The sequence below is a fragment of the Alteromonas gilva genome (genome assembly GCF_028595265.1).
Classification (GTDB): Bacteria; Pseudomonadota; Gammaproteobacteria; order Enterobacterales; family Alteromonadaceae; genus Alteromonas; species Alteromonas gilva.
Genome location: NZ_JAQQXP010000002.1, coordinates 595,810 through 613,613 on the forward strand (window position 1 = coordinate 595,810; position 17,804 = coordinate 613,613).

The 17,804-nt window shown below is 48.3% G+C and carries 17 protein-coding genes; 16 read left to right on the top strand and 1 reads right to left on the bottom strand.

What is annotated here, in order from left to right; genetic code table 11:
• Positions 1-71: 71 nt before the first annotated feature.
• From OIK42_RS16250 to OIK42_RS16315, 14 genes are all read left to right on the top strand, one after another.
• Complete coding sequence (locus tag OIK42_RS16250; protein ID WP_273642116.1) at positions 72-1,094, top strand: C4-dicarboxylate TRAP transporter substrate-binding protein; 1,023 nt, start codon at positions 72-74, stop codon at positions 1,092-1,094.
• Positions 1,091-1,558 carry a TRAP transporter small permease gene (locus tag OIK42_RS16255; RefSeq protein WP_273642117.1) on the top strand — a complete coding sequence of 156 codons (468 nt, stop codon included), beginning with the start codon at positions 1,091-1,093 and terminating at the stop codon, positions 1,556-1,558. Before OIK42_RS16250 ends, OIK42_RS16255 begins: the two co-directional genes overlap by 4 nt.
• Positions 1,555-2,841 carry a TRAP transporter large permease gene (locus OIK42_RS16260; protein WP_273642118.1) on the top strand — a complete coding sequence of 429 codons (1,287 nt, stop codon included), beginning with the start codon at positions 1,555-1,557 and terminating at the stop codon, positions 2,839-2,841. Before OIK42_RS16255 ends, OIK42_RS16260 begins: the two co-directional genes overlap by 4 nt.
• Positions 2,842-2,866: 25 nt before the next feature.
• A complete protein-coding gene (manD, locus tag OIK42_RS16265) occupies positions 2,867-4,075 on the top strand; it encodes a D-mannonate dehydratase ManD (protein WP_273642119.1) in 1,209 nt (402 codons plus the stop codon).
• A 220-nt stretch (positions 4,076-4,295) separates the two neighbouring features.
• On the top strand, positions 4,296-5,321 hold the full coding sequence (gene dusA, locus OIK42_RS16270; protein WP_273642120.1) for a tRNA dihydrouridine(20/20a) synthase DusA: 1,026 nt from the start codon (positions 4,296-4,298) through the stop codon (positions 5,319-5,321).
• 189 nt (positions 5,322-5,510) lie between these two features.
• Complete coding sequence (locus OIK42_RS16275; protein ID WP_273642121.1) at positions 5,511-5,792, top strand: hypothetical protein; 282 nt, start codon at positions 5,511-5,513, stop codon at positions 5,790-5,792.
• Between the two features lie 593 nt (positions 5,793-6,385).
• Positions 6,386-7,054 carry a phage shock protein PspA gene (gene pspA / locus OIK42_RS16280; protein ID WP_273642122.1) on the top strand — a complete coding sequence of 223 codons (669 nt, stop codon included), beginning with the start codon at positions 6,386-6,388 and terminating at the stop codon, positions 7,052-7,054.
• 64 nt (positions 7,055-7,118) lie between these two features.
• Positions 7,119-7,322: a PspC domain-containing protein gene (locus OIK42_RS16285; RefSeq protein ID WP_273642123.1), complete on the top strand. Its 204-nt coding sequence runs from the start codon at positions 7,119-7,121 to the stop codon at positions 7,320-7,322.
• Positions 7,322-7,648 carry a hypothetical protein gene (locus OIK42_RS16290; protein ID WP_273642124.1) on the top strand — a complete coding sequence of 109 codons (327 nt, stop codon included), beginning with the start codon at positions 7,322-7,324 and terminating at the stop codon, positions 7,646-7,648. The genes OIK42_RS16285 and OIK42_RS16290 overlap by 1 nt, the downstream gene beginning before the upstream one ends.
• A gap of 157 nt (positions 7,649-7,805) precedes the next feature.
• Entirely contained in the window at positions 7,806-8,798 is a 993-nt protein-coding gene (locus OIK42_RS16295; RefSeq protein ID WP_273642125.1) for a DUF2333 family protein, read from the top strand.
• Positions 8,799-8,801: 3 nt separating this feature from the next.
• The gene (locus OIK42_RS16300; protein WP_273642126.1) at positions 8,802-9,563 is read left to right on the top strand and encodes a TIGR04219 family outer membrane beta-barrel protein; all 762 of its coding nucleotides are present in this window, start codon (positions 8,802-8,804) and stop codon (positions 9,561-9,563) included.
• A 90-nt stretch (positions 9,564-9,653) separates the two neighbouring features.
• A complete protein-coding gene (locus tag OIK42_RS16305) occupies positions 9,654-11,489 on the top strand; it encodes an assimilatory sulfite reductase (NADPH) flavoprotein subunit (RefSeq protein WP_273642127.1) in 1,836 nt (611 codons plus the stop codon).
• Positions 11,489-13,201 carry an assimilatory sulfite reductase (NADPH) hemoprotein subunit gene (gene cysI / locus OIK42_RS16310; protein WP_273642128.1) on the top strand — a complete coding sequence of 571 codons (1,713 nt, stop codon included), beginning with the start codon at positions 11,489-11,491 and terminating at the stop codon, positions 13,199-13,201. Before OIK42_RS16305 ends, cysI begins: the two co-directional genes overlap by 1 nt.
• Positions 13,194-13,943 (top strand): phosphoadenylyl-sulfate reductase, encoded by a 750-nt coding sequence (locus OIK42_RS16315; protein ID WP_273642129.1) that lies wholly within the window; start codon positions 13,194-13,196, stop codon positions 13,941-13,943. Before cysI ends, OIK42_RS16315 begins: the two co-directional genes overlap by 8 nt.
• A 20-nt stretch (positions 13,944-13,963) precedes the next feature.
• Here OIK42_RS16315 and OIK42_RS16320 read toward each other — a convergent pair whose 3' ends face one another.
• Positions 13,964-14,863 (bottom strand): TIGR03899 family protein, encoded by a 900-nt coding sequence (locus OIK42_RS16320; RefSeq protein WP_273642130.1) that lies wholly within the window; start codon positions 14,861-14,863, stop codon positions 13,964-13,966.
• 127 nt (positions 14,864-14,990) lie between these two features.
• Here OIK42_RS16320 and OIK42_RS16325 point away from each other — a divergent pair, with 127 nt between their 5' ends.
• Positions 14,991-17,222, top strand: coding sequence for a bifunctional diguanylate cyclase/phosphodiesterase (locus OIK42_RS16325; RefSeq protein ID WP_273642131.1), 2,232 nt, complete (start codon positions 14,991-14,993; stop codon positions 17,220-17,222).
• A gap of 172 nt (positions 17,223-17,394) precedes the next feature.
• Entirely contained in the window at positions 17,395-17,700 is a 306-nt protein-coding gene (locus tag OIK42_RS16330; protein WP_273642132.1) for a pyridine nucleotide transhydrogenase, read from the top strand.
• Positions 17,701-17,804: the final 104 nt, after the last annotated feature.

Sequence of the window (17,804 nt, forward strand, 5' to 3'; positions counted from 1 at the left end):
AAATTGCAATGTGATGATCTGCTGCCTAAGGTTACCTTAATGTGCCTATAAATTAAGAAATGAAGCAGCGAGTGGCAAATAAACGGAGCAGATGCATTGTCTTTACAGCGTTGTGGTTAACGATTGGTGCGCTGAGTGCACAGGGCAATCTTGTTGCAGATGTGCCATCGAAGCAAGCCAATGTCTTGAATGTTGTCACCTCTTTGAGTAGCAGCGATCCGATGTTTGCCGGGCTGCAGCGCTTTAAAACACTCGTTGAGGCACGCAGTGGTGGCCGGCTGGCGATAAATATCTTTGTTGGCTCACAGCTAGGAAACGATGACGACATCCTCGAGCAAGCCATGGCTGGTGCTGCCATAGCCGTGTTGGTAGACGGCGGCCGCTTGTCGGTGTACAGCCATGAGCTGGGTATTCTTGGTGCCCCCTATCTGGTAAATAATATCAATGAGTTACGCGCACTGGTTGGCTCTCCATTATTCGAACAGTGGAATCGCAAATTACAGGATTCTGCGAATTTAAGGGTACTTGCATTTAACTGGTGGCAAGGTGCCAGGCACCTGTTAACCCAACAACCGGTAACGCAACCGCGGGATTTATCCGGCGTGCGTTTGCGTACTATCAGCGCGCCAGTTTGGATAAGCACAATTGACGCTATGGGAGCAACACCAACTCCCCTTAGCTGGTCAGAAGTCTACAGTGCACTGCAGCAGCGGGTTATCGATGGTGGCGAGGCGCAATTGGCCGCTGTATGGGGTGCGCGACTGTATGAAGTGATCAGTCACGTGACCAAAACCGGCCATATTCAGCTCATTTCCGGACTGGTCACCAGCGATGACTGGTTTACTGCGCTTACGCCAACAGAGCAGGACATGATTATTCAGGCAGCAATCGAGGCCGGCGATCATGCCTCACAAAAAGTGCTCGCTGCGGAACGAAACATTGAACAATCATTGGCTGATGCCGGTGTCAGCATCACCACACCCGATATACAGCTTTTTATCGACGCTACCGAGCCCGTCTACGAACGATTGGGCTATACCCGGTTGCGCGAAGAGGTGCGCGACTTTCTGAGTAAACAGGGAACACCGCAATGAATTGCCTGGACAGAGTTGAACGTACGGTTTGCATACTGCTGCTGGCGCTGATTGTGCTCCTGGTGTTTGCCGCGGCGGTGATGCGCACAATGGGCATGCCCATTATCTGGTCTGTGGATGTGGCGCAACTGTTGTTTACCTGGCTGTGTATGCTGGGCGCAAATCAAACCTTAAAGCACAGTCATCACGCCAGCGTCGATATTATTACTCAGTATTTACCGGCGCGCTGGCAGCAAATACTACATGGTTTTGCCGTCATTATTATATTGGCGGTACTAACCACTCTGGTTGTTTACGGTCTTGCCCTGTTTAATTTAAATCCCCAGCGCACACTTGGCAGTACTGACATACCTTACCGGTACGTCACACTGGCACTGCCGGTGGGCGCCGTGTTGGTGGCGCTGACAGTGTTGCAGCAAGGCTGGCGCTCGGTAAAACAAAGCACTGAGGCTAATACGCTATGATTATGCTGGGGCTGTTTTTAGTGCTGTTACTGCTTGGTGTCCCCCTGGCATTTAGCCTGATGTTCAGCGGCCTGGCCTTTTTTGTGTTGTCAGACACATTGCCGGTTGTCGTTGCCGTGCAGCGCATGGTAGCAAGCAGCCAGAGCTTTCCGCTGTTGGCCGTGCCGTTTTTTATTCTGGCCGGCCATATCATGAATGCGTCGGGCATTACCTCAAGGTTGATCAGCTTTGCCAACTTGCTGGTGTGCTGGATTAGCGGGGGGCTGGCCCATGTGACCATTGTACTGAGTGCACTCATGGGCGGGGTGTCCGGGTCGGCTATTGCAGATGCTGCCATGCAGGCACGTATATTAGGTAAGCCCATGGAAGACTCGGGCTTGCCACGTGGCTTTAGTGCTGCAATTATTACGGTCAGTGCGCTCATTACGGCCTGTATTCCGCCGAGTATCGGACTGATCTTATACGGCTATATGGGTAATGTATCCATTGGCAAGTTGTTCATTGCAGGGTTAGTGCCCGGCGCAGTGCTGACAATTGCCTTAATGCTTTGCGTGCGCTGGGTGGCAGCAAGTAAAGCGCTTGGTGATACGGGTAATCAGTCTGCCCCGGCGTTAGGTGAGGTGTTGCGCGCCGCCGGCAAATGCAAATGGGCATTGCTGTTCCCGGTGTTATTGATTGTGACGATTCGCTGGGGGATTTTTACACCGTCAGAGGCCGGCGCATTTGCGGTAGTATATGCGGTGGCCGTGGGCATGCTGGGATATCGCGAACTCACCGTTAGGCAATTATGGGCGGCACTGAACGAAAGCGTGCGCGACATCGGCATGATTATGTTGATTGTGCTGGCTGCAGGTATTGTGGGCTATGTCATTGCCTTCCAACAATTTCCGCAGGAACTGGCGCAAGGCGTGTCGGCGCTCACACAATCGCCAGTGTTGGTGTTGTTCATATGTTTAGTATTATTGCTGGCCATAGGCACATTAATGGAAGGCACTATTACCGTGCTGCTGTTAACGCCGATTTTAGTACCGGTGATTCAAAGCGTGGGTATCGATCCGGTACATTTTGGCATTTTACTGGTACTGGTAGTCACCTTTGGCGGCACCACGCCACCGGTCGGCATCGCCATGTACACGGTGTGCAATATTATGGATTGTTCAATCCAGAGTTTTATTCGCCAGGTCTGGCCGTTTTATCTCACGGTACTTATGGTGCTTGTTGTCTTGGCGTTAGTGCCTGACATTGTGCTGTTTTTACCTAATCATTTTTACGCCACGCCATAACCCCATTGTTTAATGAGATATCACCATGAAAATTACCCAAGCTTATGTGATTGTTTGTTCGCCGGGCCGCAACTTTGTCACCTTAAAAATTGTCACCGACGAAGGCGTTTATGGCATTGGCGACGCCACCCTGAACGGCCGTGAGAAAACCGTTGTCAGCTACCTGGAAGACTATATTATTCCGGCGTTGATTGGTAAAGATCCTGCACGCATCGAAGATATCTGGCAGTTTTTTTATCGTGGCGCCTATTGGCGCCGCGGGCCGGTGGGTATGACAGCCCTGGCCGCTGTCGATATGGCACTGTGGGATATTAAAGGTAAGGTGGCAGGTTTACCGCTTTATCAACTCCTTGGCGGACGCAGCCGCGACCGTATCATGACCTATACACATGCCAATGGCAGTGATTTGCAATCAACCCTGGATGCCGTAGGCAAAGCCATTGATGAAGGGTATGACGCGGTGCGAGTGCAGTCGGGTATTCCCGGAATGGCCAGTACCTATGGTGTCGCCAAAGATGGCAAGAAATACGAACCTGCCGATTCGGCACTGCCCTCCGAGGCGGTATGGTCAACCGAAAAATACCTGAATTTTGTGCCAAAGTTATTCAGCGAAGTGCGCCGTCAGTATGGCAATGAAGTGCACTTACTGCACGATGTACACCACCGGCTAACACCCATTGAAGCCGCCCGCTTAGGGAAGGAGCTTGAGCCCTACCATTTATTCTGGATGGAAGACGCTGTTCCGGCCGAAAATCAGCAGGGCTTTGAGTTAATTCGTCAGCATACCACGACGCCCATTGCCGTTGGCGAGGTGTTTAACTCTATTCACGATTGCAAAGACCTAATCATTAACCAGTCAATCGATTATATCCGGTCGACCCTGGTCCATGCAGGCGGCATTACCCATATGCGCCGGATTGCCGATCTCGCTGCCCTATACCATATCCGCACGGGCTTTCACGGTGCCACCGACCTGTCTCCGGTGTGTATGGGCGCAGCGTTGCATTTTGATTACTGGGTGCCTAATTTTGGTATTCAGGAGCATATGCCACACAGTGCACTTATGGAGTCGGTATTTAGCTTCGATTACACCTTCGAGCGCGGTTACTTTACGCCGGGCGAATCACCTGGTCATGGTGTGGACATTGACGAAAAACTGGCCGCTAAATACCCCTACAAACGTGCGGCTTTACCGGTAAACCGATTAGAAGACGGCACACTGTGGCACTGGTAAAAACCGGGTGCCACAGCAATACCCGCCGCACGTTGTTTTAGCCCCGAGCTCTGCACGCAAAATAGGGGTTTCTTATTATTGACAGACCGGATGTCATCAACCGGCCGTGAGGATTTTGCCATTGGTTTTTTTAAAATAGCTGTTGGTTAGCGTATAATTGCGCTAATGGTCAGTGAAAGTCAGCGGTACTTTCCACAAATGTTTTAAAAAGCAAAGGTCTATGGCAAACAATATCGATTTAAACCTGGCTCGTACTATCTCAGTCGCGCCCATGCTCGATTGGACAGATCGGCATTGCCGCTATTTTTTGCGGCTCATATCACGCCATACCCTGTTATATACCGAGATGGTCACCTCTGGCGCCATTATTTTTGGCAAAGGCGATTATCTGGGGTTCAATGATGAAGAGCACCCGGTCGCAGTACAATTGGGCGGCAGCAATCCGGATCATATGACTCAATGCGCGGTTAAATCGCAGGAATATGGCTACGATGAGGTGAATATAAACGTTGGTTGCCCATCAGATCGGGTCAAAAACGGCAGTTTCGGTGCCTGCCTGATGGCTCAGCCACAGATGGTGGCTGATTGCGTTAAGTCGATGCAGGCAGCGGTTGATATTCCGGTTACGGTGAAATGCCGGATTGGTATTGATGACATGGACGAGTATGCTGATTTTGCCCGCTTTATTGATGTGGTGGCATCCGCAGGGTGCGACACCTTTATTGTGCACGCCCGCAAAGCCTGGTTGCAAGGTTTAAGTCCTAAGGAAAACCGTGATATCCCGCCACTTAATTATGAGCGGGTGTATGCGCTCAAAAACGAGCATCCCGAACTGAATATATCAATTAACGGTGGCATTACGTCGCTGGAACAGGCTGGCGACCATTTGCAGTTGGTGGATGGCGTTATGATGGGGCGGGAAGTGTATTCTAACCCCTATATTCTGGCTGACGTTGATAAGCGTTTTTATGGTGATGACTCACCAGTACTGAGCCGGGCAGACATTGTGCACAAAATGCAAATGTATATAGAGCAACAGGACGCCCCCTATTTTAAACCCTGGCATGTTGCCCGACACATGTTGGGCTTGTTTCAGGGGCAGCCCGGCGGACGTGTTTGGCGGCGCTACCTGAGCCAGCATGGTACCGGTAAACAACCCGATCCAGACCTTTTAATGAATGGGTTAGCGGCGATGCAAGAAGCGGCTACCCAGGCCATCGAATTCCAAAGTCGCAGTGTTGGTTAATTTAACCTCTTAGTTGGTTAAATTAGCCAACTCTTGGCGATGAAAAGTTTGGCTACAGCACGTCACCAATTTTCGGATCTGTAAAGTCTCATTTAAAACAATGACTTAAAATATTTTGAAAGTTTGGCACAGCTTTCGCTATCTATTGGGTAACAAATCACTTGTTAATCTAAAATAGAGGGAAACACCATGAAAGCTAAATCAATTATCATTACTTCAGTTATCGCATTAGGTTTGTCAGTAAGTGCCCAGGCTAATGCACAGGAATCGGCCGTTGATCGTTTGATGAGCAGTTTGATCAACAATGCGGTATCGGCTACACAGGCAGAAATTCGTCGCGAAGTTCAGCAAAATATTGCTAATGCTACTTACCATCTGTCACTGTCTGAAGCGCCTGTTGGTCACGTGTCTGTTAAGGATATCGTCGCAACAGAAAAAAGCACCAAAGAAAGCCAGGGTACAGCTGAGTAACAGGTGGTTTGGCTATGATGTTCAGCCACACACTACTTGTAAGCTATGTAATCGTATTACCGACCATGAGCCTGGGGCTATGCGCCATAAGCCTGGCGGCAATACAAAATTACCTACAGCGGATCCGTTGTAAACCCAGCGTCTTAGCTAGACACTTTCGAAGGCACAGGTAACCGTAAAAACGTTACCTGTTTTTTTTTGCCTGCAATAATTACGTCGTATTCTCTTTTTCATTTTGGTTCCACTCCGGTAACCGGACCTCTCTGATCAATTTCACTGCAGTAAAGCACGTCGGCGTCAGTAAATGCCGTGCGGTTCGTCTGTTGCAATCAATACCCTGACAGATCCCAGGCGCTGGCCTCTACTAACGAGCAGAACACGACTTTCTGAGCAAACAACAGCAAATTGACGATAATGACCAACTGTGTGGTCAAAAAAACCAAAATATGGTTTTAGCTATTATTCTGCTGCCAGTGGAATTCCGTCATTTAAATAAAGTTGATAAAAAACATGCGCTTATGAGTTGGCATGCGAATTGTAATACTCAACAGTAAGTAACAACGTTTATTTATTTACTATCTGGAGATTTTAAAATGGGAATGTTCACACGTATTAACGACATCATTCAATCAAACATCAATGCATTGCTGGATAAAGCCGAAGATCCGGAAAAGATGATTCGCCTGATTATTCAGGAAATGCAGGAAACCTTAGTAGAAATTCGCTCTTTAGCAGCCCGTCATATTGCTGAACAAAAACAGCTTAATCGGGAGCTTGAAAGCCTTAATAAGCGTGCTGCTCACTGGCAACAAAATGCTGAGCTTGCCATTAGCAAAAGTAAAGATGATTTAGCCCGTTCTGCTCTGATCGAAAAGAAAAACATCGAAGCTAAGCAGGAAGTGGTGAGTAAACAACTGGCCAGTATCGACGAAGTGCTGGTGTCTGTGCAGGATGACACAGCGCGTCTTAACAGTAAATTAAGTGAGGCTAAGGCGAAGCAGAAATCATTGCAAATGCGTCGTCAGACCGCATCGGTAAGAATGCAGGCCAAACAAGCGACGCATAGCGAAAAACTGGAAACCGTAATGGGCCGCTTTGATCACTACGAACAACGTGTTGATGAGTTGGAAGCAAAAGTCGATGCCTATGATTTAACTGACTCTGCGCCGAAGCAGTCGCTACAAGCCGAGTTTGATGCGCTGGAAAAAGATGACGCCATCGAAAGAGAATTGGCGGCTCTGAAAGCAAATAAAGCGGCCTAATCGATAGTGGTACCTGCGTGCAGCAGGTACTGCGCCCAAGTTAAGTAAGTGGTAGGAGAATATAATGAAAACTATTTATGAAAAGAAACGTGTCGCCAGAGATTTAAATCGTGCCGTAATTTCGGGTGTCTGTGCGGGGGTCGCTAAATACTTTGATATCGACCCGTTATGGGCAAGAGCAGGCGCTGCGGCCGGTCTGGTATTTGCGCCTATGATCACCTTACCTGCCTACATCGCAGCTGTAGTGTTATTGCCCAGAGGTGCATAATGAAAAACTTTATACTCGCTGTATTAATTGCAATTGTATTAACTAAGGTACTTGGCAGTATTGCCTCGGGCTGGTTTGACATGCACCTGGTAATGGGGGATGAAATAGTGAGTAGTTCATTGGAGTGGCTGGTTATGGCGGGTGTAGCAGTATTACTGGTTGTTATTGGCTTTGTGGTAGCCATGAGTATCTTTGCCGCACTTGGCATTGCCGCCGTTACTGTGATTGGCGCACTTCTCTTTGCCGGTATTGGGGTGTTCTGGCCGGTATTATTGATTGTTGCTGCTGTGATGCTGGTGGGCCGCTCAAAGCAATCGGCGGCCTGATTGCCAGCGGCTTAAGCGAGCCGGGCTCGTAGATGAGTCGCTCTTTTTGGCTGTTAATTTACTTTCCCGGGTGAACCACTTAGCATTATAGGCCATACTACTCTGGGCGCAGCTGGTAAGTGTTCACCTGCCAGGCCAACCGTAAACAAGGATTGATATGAAACAGTACCTCAATGTAAAAAACGTTAGCCTCGCAGTTGGAGTGCTCTTTTTACTCCTGTGGATCCTTGGCTTTTACTGGAGTATAGAGCCGGATACCTTTGACGTGAAAGCCAATGCACGTTCCCAGCAGACAACAAACAATGCTGCGCCTGTGCCCGGATATACGATTACCGCCACCTTGGTTACGGTAGCAGATACACTGCTGGAAAAGCCCGGAGGTTATCTGTCAAACGATGTGATGCCGCCCTCAGTACTATTAGATAACATGCCAAGCTGGGAGTTTGGTGTACTGGAAATGGTCCGCGATATGTCGTTGGCCATGCGTAAAGATTTCAGTCGCTCTCAGTCGCAATCAGTGGAAAATTCGTTTTTAGTTAAGGCGCAGCCTAAATTTAATATTGATAGTCGTAGCTGGTTGTTTCCCTCGTCAGAGTCGATGTACCGCGAAGGCATCGATTTACTGGCAGATTACCGTGACTACCTCGCCGACCCAACGCAGGGCGATAGCCAGTTTTACACCCGGGCAGATAATCTGCGTGAGTACTTAAAGCAGGTTGAAAAACGGCTTGGCAGTTTGTCACAACGGCTCAGCGCCAGCGTTGATGCAGAGCGGGTGAATACCGACCTGGCCGGCGACAAAGCGGCGTCAAATTCTACTCCCCGTCCAATGTCGGTGCAGACAAAAACGAGCTGGTGGCAGCTGGACAATGTATTTTATGAAGCACGCGGCGCAACCTGGGCTCTGGTGCATCTGCTAAAAGCTGTAGAGGTCGATTTCGCCAGTGTACTGGAAAATAAAAATGCACTGGTGAGTTTACAGCAAATTATTAAAGAGCTTGAAGCAACCCAACAAGCTATTTGGAGTCCGATGATTTTAAACGGCAGTGGCTTTGGTATGCTGGCGAACCATTCTTTAGTGATGGCAAACTATATTTCTCGCGCAAATGCAGCCATAATTGAGCTGTCGGAATTGTTAAATCAAGGATAAATAATGAAAAAGTGCAGATTAGCCGCTACGGCAATATTGTGTCTGGCGCCGTTGGCTAATGCGAATGCCGATACGCTGCTCGGCATCTACGCGGGTGCGCAGGGGTGGAACACCTCTGCAGCGGGCGGTTTCTCAGAAACCTCAACAGGAAATGCTGCGTTTAATTTAGACACCCAGACCAATACTTCATTATACGTTGCTTTAGAACATATGGTGCCGTTGGTGCCCAATGTAAAAGTGAACTACACAACCCTGGACAGTGATGGCGTTACCGATCTGAATGCCGCCTTTGAATTTGATGGCAATGTGTATAGCGAAAATACCGCGCTGTTATCAAACGTGGATATGGACAGCACTGATTTGATCCTTTACTACGAGCTTTTCGACAACGATTTGTTTAGTTTTGATCTGGGTATCAACGGCAAATACATCGAAGGTACGTTTTTTGTCGAAGACACAGAAACTGGCACTAATGGTGCGGCCACGTTCAAGGGAATCATCCCCATGGCCTATAGCCGGATAATGTTCAGTTTTCCGTTTACCGGTTTGTCTGCTTACGCGGAAGGGAGCTATCTGTCTTTTGACGATCATAAAGTTCAGGACCTTCAGGCAGCCGTAACTTATTCGTTTATCGAAAGCCTGGCCCTGGACATGACATTACAAGTTGGCTATCGCGATGTCACTATCGACATTGAAGATCTGGACGATATCTACGCGGATCTCTCTTATGACGGTGTCTTTGCCGGACTCGAAATCCACTTCTAGTATTTAAAGATATAAAAAAGTAAATTTTATTCTTTCCAGTTATCGTTAAAACTCATTAGCCTAAGCATATGCAAATAAGGCTAATGAGTTATGTCAGCAAATTCTAATCAAAATACCCCAACAGTTTCACCCGGCGCGATCCTGAGTGAACCACAATGGAATGCTATTACGCAGGCAATTTCCGGGCTCAATGCTCAGCAATTAACCTGGGTGAGTGGTTATATGGCCGGTTTGGCTGCGTCTGGTCAGGCGCTGCCTCAGGCTCCGGCGGCCGGCGCTGTCGCAGCGGTTGGCGATGCCCCCACACTGACGATTTTATTCGGTTCGCAAACGGGTAACTCCAAAGGGGTTGCGCAGTCATTACAGGCTAAAATGGAAGCGGCCGGCTACACCAGTAAACTGGTCAGTATGGCTGATTTCAAACCGCGTCAAATCAAAAACGAAACGCACCTGGCGATTGTTGCCAGTACGCATGGCGAGGGCGAGCCGCCTGATGACGCCATTGAACTGCATGAGTTTTTAGGTTCCAAGAAAGCGCCCAAAGTTGAAAAGCTTAAATATGCCGTACTGTCGCTGGGTGATTCCAGCTACGAGTTCTTCTGCCAGACCGGTAAGGACTTTGACGAGCGTTTAGCCAAGCTCGGTGGAAAAGCCGTGCTTTCACGGGTTGACTGCGATGTCGATTATGAAGCCGAGGCGCAGGCCTGGTGCGAAAAACTCATCGACACACTCAAAGAAGATTTCACCACCCAGGGCAGTGCAGCGGTGGCGATGCAAACCGGTGCCGCTGTGTCAACGGGCACTGCTGTACAGGCGTATACCAAAAAAGCGCCGTTTAACGCTACCTTGCTGACATCGCAAAAAATTACCGGGCGCGACTCGGTAAAAGACATTCGTCATATCGAGATTAGCCTGGAAGACTCTGGTATTGCTTATCAGGTTGGAGATGCGCTGGGTGTTTGGTTTAAAAATGACGCGTCATTAGCCGACGATATCATAACGCTCATTCAGGCGAGCGCCGATCAGAGTGTTGACGTGGGCGGCCAGCAGATGACATTCAAAGAAGCGCTGGTGCAAAAACTGGAGCTGACCCTGAGTTACCCTGGCTTTGTTAAAGCCTATCAGGAAGCGTCACAGTGCGAGGCGCTGGCGACATTAATGGAAGATAAAGCTGCCTTCCGTGAGTATCTTTCAGACCGGCAAATTGTTGACATCGTGCGCGAACACCCGCACCCGGTTCCAGCCCAACGCTTCGTTGAGGCCTGTCGGCCATTAACACCGCGGTTGTACTCCATTGCGTCGAGTCAGGCTGAAGTCGAAGATGAAGTTCACCTTACTATTGCGCACGTCGAATACGATGCCTTTGGTAAACGTCATCAGGGCGGCGCCTCGGGGTATTTGTGTGAGCGTCTCGAAGAGGGCGGTGAAGTAGAAGTATTCGTCGAGCCTAACGACAACTTCCGTCTGCCTGAAAACACCGATACACCAGTGATAATGATTGGCCCGGGTACTGGTATTGCGCCGTTTAGGGCGTTTATGCAAGAGCGTGATGCACAGGGTGCTGAAGGCAAAAACTGGCTGTTCTTTGGTAACCCTAATTTTACCCAGGATTTTCTCTATCAGGTGGAATGGCAAAGTTATGTCAAGAGCGGTTTATTAAGCAAAATCAGCCTGGCATTTTCTCGCGACCAAAAAGAAAAGATTTACGTCCAGCACCGCTTGCTCGAAGAGGGCAAAGCAGTATTTGAGTGGCTGGAAGAAGGCGCTCATTTATATGTCTGTGGTGATGCAAATCATATGGCAAAAGATGTCGAAGCAGCCTTACTTGAGATCATTAAAACCCACGGTGGTAAAGATGATCAGGAAGCAAAAGCGTACTTAGTCGGTCTGCGTAAAGCCAAACGCTATCAGAAGGATGTTTACTAATGAGTGATAATAAGCCCCCATTTATCGTAGAAGGTAAGCTGGCTGACAACGAACGATTAAAATCTGAAAGCCGTCACCTGCGCGGCACCATTAATGAGGATTTACAGGATCCGTTGACCGGTGGCTTTACTGCCGATAACTTCCAGCTGATCCGCTTTCATGGCATGTATCAACAGGATGACCGGGATATTCGCGCCGAGCGTGCCAAACAAAAGCTTGAGCCACTGCATAATGTAATGCTGCGCGCCCGTTTACCCGGCGGTATCATTAAGCCAGAGCAATGGCTGGCAGTTGACCAGTTTGCCGAAGAGTATACCGAATACGGCAGTATTCGTTTGACCACGCGCCAGACGTTCCAGTTTCATGGCGTGCTCAAACCGCATATTAAACGTATGCATCAAACGCTTAATAAAGTGGGCATCGACTCTATTGCAACCGCAGGCGACGTTAACCGTAACGTCCTGTGTACGTCTAATCCGGTTGAGTCAGAGGTTCATCAGCAAGCCTACGATTGGGCAACCAGGATTAGTGAGCACTTACTTCCTAAAACCAGGGCGTACGCTGAAATCTGGCTCAACGGTGAAAAAGTTGAAACCACCGATCAGGAACCTATCCTCGGTGATACCTATCTGCCGCGTAAGTTTAAAACCACCGTGGTGATACCGCCGCAAAACGATGTGGATGTGCATGCTAACGATCTGAACTTTGTTGCCATCAGCGAAAATGGTCAACTGGTTGGCTTTAACGTGTTGGTCGGTGGTGGCCTGGCAATGACTCACGGTGACAAAACCACCTTCCCCCGTAAGGCGGACGATTTTGGTTTTATCCCGTTAGAGAAGACCCTGGCGGTTGCGGAAGCGGTCTTAACAACCCAGCGCGATTGGGGCAACCGGGTTAATCGTAAAAACGCGAAAACGAAATATACCCTCGAACGTGTCGGCGTTGATAACTTTAAAGCCGAAGTTGAAAAACGCGCAGAGGTGAAGTTCGCTGCCAGTAAACCTTATGAGTTTACCGGTCGTGGTGATCGCTTTGGCTGGGTTGAGGGCATTGATGGTAAGTACCATCTGACCCTGTTTATTGAGAATGGCCGCATTCTTGATTACCCCGAAAGAACGCTTAAAACCGGTTGCCGGGAAATCGCCAAAATACATCAGGGCGACTTCCGCATGACGGCGAATCAGAACCTGATTGTTGCGGGTGTCCCTGCTGATCAAAAAGAGGCCATTGAAGCATTAGCCAGGCAACATGGTCTCATCCGGCCTGAGGTATCAGCCCAGCGTCTGGATTCTATGGCGTGTGTGTCATTACCGACCTGTCCACTGGCGATGGCCGAAGCAGAGCGCATGTTACCGGCCACGGTTGACGAGCTCGAAAAAGTACTGGCTAAACATGGTATGGCCGATGACAGTATTATTTTCCGTGTAACCGGGTGCCCTAACGGCTGCGGCCGGGCGATGCTGGCAGAAGTCGGGCTGGTGGGTAAAGGACCGGGTCGGTATAACCTTCATTTGGGGGGAAATCGGGAAGGTACGCGTATTCCGCGCATGTTTAAAGAAAACATCACCGAGCAGGAAATCTTAAGCATCCTGGATGAGCTTATTGGCCAATGGGCTGGTTCACGCGAAAACAAAGAATCATTTGGCGACTTTGTTGTACGCACGGGAGTGATTGCGCCGGTGGTCAACTCAGCTCAGGATTTTTATGACTGATCTTGATACTCAACAGCTGCGCCAGCCAGTAACCTCGTCAACCACTGATGAGGAACTGGCGGCGATAAATCAGGCTCTTGAAACACTGGATGCACCGCAACGCGTCCAGTGGGCCATGACGTATTTACCGGGTAATCATATTGTGTCGTCGAGCTTTGGCGCGCAATCGGCAGTCATGCTGCATTTGTTGACCGAGGCAAATCCTGATATTCCTGTTGTACTGACGGATACGGGTTATTTATTTCCCGAAACTTACCAGTTCATCGATGAGTTGGTGGCAAAGTTAAAGTTGAATTTGCAGGTGTATCGCGCCGATATTTCACCGGCCTGGCAAGAAGCTCGCTTCGGCAGAATGTGGGAGCAAGGCATTGATGGTATTGAGCGGTACAACAAATTAAACAAAGTTGAACCCATGCAGCGTGCCCTAAAAGAGCTTGAGGCAGGCACATGGTTTGCCGGTTTGCGCCGCAGTCAGGCTGACTCGCGTCAACATTTGCCGGTATTACAGCGTGCTGGCCGTCAGTTTAAATTTCACCCGATCATCGACTGGTCGAACAAAGATTTGCATTATTACCTTAAAGAGCATGGCTTGTCGTATCACCCGTTGTGGGAACAAGGTTATGTATCGATAGGAGACTGGCATACCACGCAGTCGCTGCAAGAAGGCATGAGTGAGCAGGATACGCGTTTCTTTGGTTTAAAACGCGAGTGCGGTCTGCATGAGTTTGGCGACGGGATTTAATGGTTACCGTTACCGCTCGTTCAGCTCAGCGTAAAATGCGGCGCAAACACCTGTTCCAGGTGCTGAGTGAAACCCTCTGACTCGGGTTTCGGTAGTAAGCGCGACAGCTCACTGCCTACCGCGGTGAATTTATAGTACGACATCAGTAACTTGTTTGCTTTAGGCTGCACGGTCACGGAATGCTGTGCAAACTTTAAGGTGAACGGTGTGTTTTTGTTGAGTAATCCGGTTTCGATTTCGGTGGCGTAAAGTAGTTTCATACTGCCTAACGCCAGAATATCCGAATAGGATAAGCCAAAGTGACTGAGCTTAGTTTGCGCTGATGGTGCCGTAAAGAGAGCTCTCAGTAAGCCTGACTGCTGGTGGTATCCGGTGATAATGATTGGCGCCGGGTCGTGGTTACGCCGGCATGCAACCAGGCAGGCTTTGCTAAATAGTTTGGCGTCTCTCTGGGTGAGTTTGGTCAGTGTTTCTAAACTCCGTAGCGAAAAACTACCCGGCCTTTGCACTTCTACAGCAAAGATTTTTCCCCATAGTTCCTGCATGGTTGGCGAGTATATGTTCTCAGCCATCATAATAAATGAATGAAACCAGTCAGGATCAATCCGCTCTTGTTGCTGTTCGCCCGGCGATACACTTAGCGCGATCGCCATGATTCGCTGTAAGTTTGTAATGCGCTTTTGTTCGCGCAGGCGATTGAATTGGGCAACTTGTTTCGACGTATATGCCCCATAGCCGGCGCTGGATTGCTCAATGCCTACCGACGCAAACCAATGGCAGATTCTATGCTGAGTGGAACTGCTTGAATTGGTGGTTTTGCGCTGTGCTTTGTCGGTGTCGGGCGTCACTTTCTTTACGCCGGGTTGCGCCGGGGTAACAGATGTAATTACCTGCGGTGGATTCTGCGACGGAATTTTCATTTCATAACTTAAGTAGCAGCCGTTGTCATAAAATATCGTGTTTCGACTTTTGTGTATAGGAAGATTGCTTTGCAAAGGGCTATATTAGAGGTAGGATGGAGCAATTATTAAGCAAAACCCGAAAAAGATGTCTGCGGAATACGATAATGATGAGTTAGTTTTTTTAGATGAAGACAGCCATCAGGAATTAGAGCTTAAGCATACTAAACACTGGAATATCTTAATTGTCGACGACGATGAAGAAATTCACACTGTCACACGATTAGCCTTATCTGATCTGGAAGTCCACGACCGAAAATTGCAGTTTATTCACGCCTATTCCGGCGCCGAAGCTAAAGCCAAGCTTAGAGAGCATAATCGCGATATCGCCATGATATTGCTTGATGTCGTGATGGAAACTGACGACGCAGGTTTACAAGTGGTGCAGTATCTGCGCGAAGAACTAAAGCTGCATGAGCCACGTATTATTTTACGCACAGGTCAACCAGGCTTTGCGCCAGAAGAGCAAGTTGTTAAAACCTACGACATTAACGACTACAAGACCAAGACAGAATTAACCCGCGCCAAGCTATTAACATCGGTCATTGCGTCAATTCGTTCTTACCAGCAAATACTGACCATTAACCAAAGTCGGCTTGGCCTGCAAAAAATCATACGTTCCTCCGCTAATCTTCTTGAAGAGCATTCCGTTAAAGGGTTTTGTGAGGGAATTGTAACGCAAATAAGTTCGTTAATCGGGCTTGAGGCCGAGGGTATCGTCTGTGCCAGGGCGGGCTCTGTGCTCGACCGTGATGACAACGGAGTGTATGTGCTTGGCGCTGCCGGGAACTACGCGCCTTTTATTAATGAACGTATAGAAAATTTGCACAATGCGTTAATTGTCGAAAACGTTGGTCGATGCCTGCGGTTAAAAAAGCATATTTTTGAAGCCGGTGTTTCTATTCTGTTTCTCAATAGCTCGGGGTTTGAAGCGGCAGTCTATTTAAATTTGCCTAACGAGATTAGCGAGCTTGACCGTGAGCTGCTGGAGGTATTCTTAAGCAGTATTTCGGTTGGCTACGAGAACGTCTATTTGTTTCACGAGTTGCGTAACGCGGCCTTTCGTGACTGGCTGACCAGATTGCCCAATCGTAATGAGTTTATCAATTTTCTCGATCATTCAAAAAACTATCATACTCAGGATAAATTGTGCGCTGCACTCATCGATATTAATCAGTTTTCAGATATTAATGACGGGCTCGGCCAGGAAGCCGGTAACGAACTGCTTAAAGCGGTGGCGGTGCGCCTCAACGAATGTTTTGATATTGAGATTAAAAAGAGCCGTATTGCCGCTGATGTATTTGGCCTGTTCGGGCTGGCTAACGAGGTAAGCCCGCAAACGATTAACCAGGCATTTCAACAGCCCTTTAAGGCGGGTGACAATACAATGCCTTTAAATGTCACCATAGGTCTGTGCGTTTTAGGTAACACGCCGGAGCCTGGTGTTGATATTCTCAGACGGACCAATATTGCGTTAAACCGTGCCAAGAAAACGCCAACCGCCAACTATGAGTATTTTGCGCCTGAAATTGAAGAGCAAACCACCTGGCGCTTACATATGATAAGGCGGTTGCGAACTGAATTTATGGCGCGCAATCTGGAATTATGGTTTCAGCCGCAGGTAGATTTATCCAGCGAAGCCGTCATCGGTATGGAAGGGCTGTTGCGCTGGCCCGATGGCAGTGGCGGGTATATTTCGCCAGCCGAATTTGTGCCATTGGCCGAATATTCAGGTCTGATCGTTGATATCGGTTACTGGGTGCTGGAAGAGTCATGCCGACGTTTAAACGAACTGGCTAAAATGGGGTATCCCAATCTTCGGGTTGCTGTGAATGTCTCAATTCCCCAGTTCAGGGATCCCAACTTTGTACAAAGCATTAAGCAGCTCATTACGCATTCCGGCATTAAGCCCGGTTTGCTAGAGCTGGAAATTACCGAAAGCATCGTGATGGATGAGCCACATATCGTTATAGACGCACTGACGGATCTGAAGAAATTTGGTGTCACTATTGCCATTGATGACTTTGGGACCGGGTTTTCGTCTATGAGTTATTTGCAAAAATTACCGCTGGATAGGCTCAAAGTAGACCGTTCGTTTGTGGCTGAGATAAAGCCCGGGGAAACCGCGTTTATTGCTGAAACAATTGTCACACTCGGTAATAAGCTCGGCTTAATCACCATCGCTGAAGGCATTGAAAAACGAGAGCAGGCGAGCTTTATGATTAAACTTGGCTGTGACGAAGCGCAAGGTTATTTGTTTGGCCGTCCTATGCCTTTTAGCAGCCTTGTCGAATATCTGGCAAAACGCAAAAAAGGTTAACGCATTCCTCGGCACTTTCGTTTATACCTGGGGATAAAGTGTTGGATAGCGAAATATTTTTAGATATGACATTGTGTGTAATATTACTGTAATAAAGCTATGATTGAGAATTTGCTAATTGGATGCATTTACAGTATAGTTACAACATCGTTAATAAAAGGAGATATTTCTCATGCGTAAAGTAGTCTTAGCATCACTGATGTTCGTTGGAGCTAATCTGGCGCATGCTGACACTGGTAACGATAAAGCATTTTCTTGTATGGATACAAAGACATTCGAAATTAACAGCACGTGTATGGTTGATACTATTAGTAACAACATGCACTTTAAAGCCGCTCAACATGATATTGTTGAAACAGCCAATGCCAATAGCAGCCAGAATGCGATGGCAACTATGACTTTTAATGTCGAAGAAATGACTATCGATATCGTTGCTCACCGCGATGCGTTACTAGTACGTAATACGCCAAAGCAATAGACGTTGTCAGTAAAAGTCCAAATATATAAAAACCGGAGTCATCTCCGGTTTTTTTGTTTTTGTAGTACAACAATAAGCAAACGCCTGAGCGACAGACCGGGCGT